Raw genomic sequence first — 1,982 nt, 5'->3', positions numbered from 1 at the left:
AATAATTTGTACTGAAAAGTTACTTTTTCGTAAGGTTTTTTTCGACAGTCTTGTTTTCGTGTTTTCATAAGTGACTATAATTAAATGTTTAATTTTTAGTCAACCTATTTCAGGAAAGTACCTTTTTTCTTATGTTGCCTAACGGTATTGTGTATGGTTAGTTGCGTGGTTAGGCAACTAATTTAGTAAACAAATACGAACCCGAGAAAATTCCGAAGGAATTTTCCAAGTTGGCAACGACCAAAGCAATGAATTATGCACATCTTAAGTTGGCAGTAGTTTTCTAATTAACCTCTCTTTTTGAATTTGTAATACATCTTCTGTCAGTTAAAGGTGTTACGAAATAATCTTCATCTAAAAATCTAATTAAATCTCTCATTAAAGATTTATTTCTTGGAAGAACTAATTGCCCATTATCAATATCAAAAGAAATACCAAAACCATGAGCTTTATCTCTTATTTCTGTCGCGCTATTATTTTGTAATACACCTCTTTGTTGAATTCCTTTTATTTTTTTTCTTAATCTAGAATTTAGGTCATCTCGGAAACCAATTGCATCTTCAAAACTAAAAATGGATTGACCTACGAAATCATCAATATCTTCTTCAGTAGCTTCTTCATAGAAATCTACTAAATTCAAGAATTTTCTTGTATTAAAATATGATTTGAAATATAGATCGCTATCCTTGAAAATAGCTGTAATACTTTCTGATATTACTATTCCCTTAGTATCAAAGGTTCTATAAGTGTCTCCGCTTAGATATAGTGATATTCCTCGATTAGCAAGAATTTTTCTTGAATCAAAATATTGAAAATTTATTTGAGTTTGATTAGCTTGATTTGTAGTCGCAAATATTGCTTTTACTTTACCATCCAAATTTTCAATATCTAGAATATCACAATTTAATGGGTTAGCAACTGAATCTAAAATTTCTTGAGTTATTGGGTAATTTCTAATGATAAATATTTCTTCATCATTTGCATTATAATTACCATCAAACTCTACTTCTTCTCTATCACTAAATAGATTTATACTTTGTTGAGCAAAAACACTTGCTAAATTTGTTTGAATAGATCCAGATAACGGAATTCTATAAACCGATTGAATATCGTTATTTTCTACTATGGCGTATAAATTCATAAGCTTAATTTTTTTCTAAAATCATGTATTCAGTTAGTTGATGGGCAAATTTTATTGATTTACTATTCGTAATATTTTTCTTAGATAATAATATATAATTAATGCCTCCTTGCACTTTTACTTCGTAGAAATGATATCCAAAAAAATTTAGAAGAGGATTGAAATGATATGAGTTAGAAGTCATAACAATGAAGAAAAATAAAATTGCAACAAAAATTAAAATTGGTAAGTTGAATTTATCAGTTATACCACTTGCTAATGGCAATAAATAAACCAAAATAAAACTAATAGATTCATTGTCAGCTGTTTTGATTTCTTCAATCTCAATAGGCAAAGATTCTAGTTGTTTTCTTGCTAAACGTATTATAAACAAACAGATTATTACTAAAACAATTGTAAACAAAAATAAACCATATCCAACAGATACATTTTCTATAAAATTCTCAAAAACACTACAATTACTGTCATAGATTTTTACCTGCTCAATAAACCAATATGTTAACAATATTGGAGAAAGCGAGGTAGCTACCATTAAAAGTTTAATAATTTTATTCAAAATTATAATATGATTTTATAATAAACTTATGTTATTCTAAATAACAACTAGCTTATCAATTAATTTAGGGAAAAATATAGGGAGATAATATCAAAAGTAATTATAAATCAGTAATAATCAAATTTATGCTTATTATTTTCTGTAATTTTAATTACTGCCAACGTGTTTCTTTAGTTTACAATAAATATATTTATATAGAAAAAGAGGAGAACTATAACGTGTTTTAGATTAGTGATCCCTTAGACGTACGAGTCCTCTCTTTCTATAAAGTTGCCAAGAACCATT

The 1,982-nt window shown here is 27.0% G+C and carries 2 protein-coding genes; both read right to left on the bottom strand.

What is annotated here, in order from left to right:
• Positions 1 to 283: 283 nt before the first annotated feature.
• Positions 284 to 1,141: a Kiwa anti-phage protein KwaB-like domain-containing protein gene (locus ACJJVO_RS00120; RefSeq protein WP_405568930.1), complete on the bottom strand. Its 858-nt coding sequence runs from the start codon at positions 1,139 to 1,141 to the stop codon at positions 284 to 286.
• Positions 1,142 to 1,145: 4 nt separating this feature from the next.
• The gene (locus ACJJVO_RS00115) at positions 1,146 to 1,697 is read right to left on the bottom strand and encodes a hypothetical protein (protein ID WP_405568927.1); all 552 of its coding nucleotides are present in this window, start codon (positions 1,695 to 1,697) and stop codon (positions 1,146 to 1,148) included.
• Positions 1,698 to 1,982: the final 285 nt, after the last annotated feature.

Source organism: Winogradskyella sp. Asnod2-B02-A (assembly GCF_045063645.1).
GTDB lineage: Bacteria > Bacteroidota > Bacteroidia > Flavobacteriales > Flavobacteriaceae > Winogradskyella.
The sequence above is the reverse complement of the archived record's forward strand: the minus strand, read 5'-3'. Positions and strand labels throughout refer to the sequence as shown.

Excerpts from the sequence above, each read along its gene's own strand:
- ACJJVO_RS00120 (WP_405568930.1), bottom strand. The coding sequence starts at position 1,141 with ATGAATTTATACGCCATAGTAGAAAATAACGATATTCAATCGGTTTAT.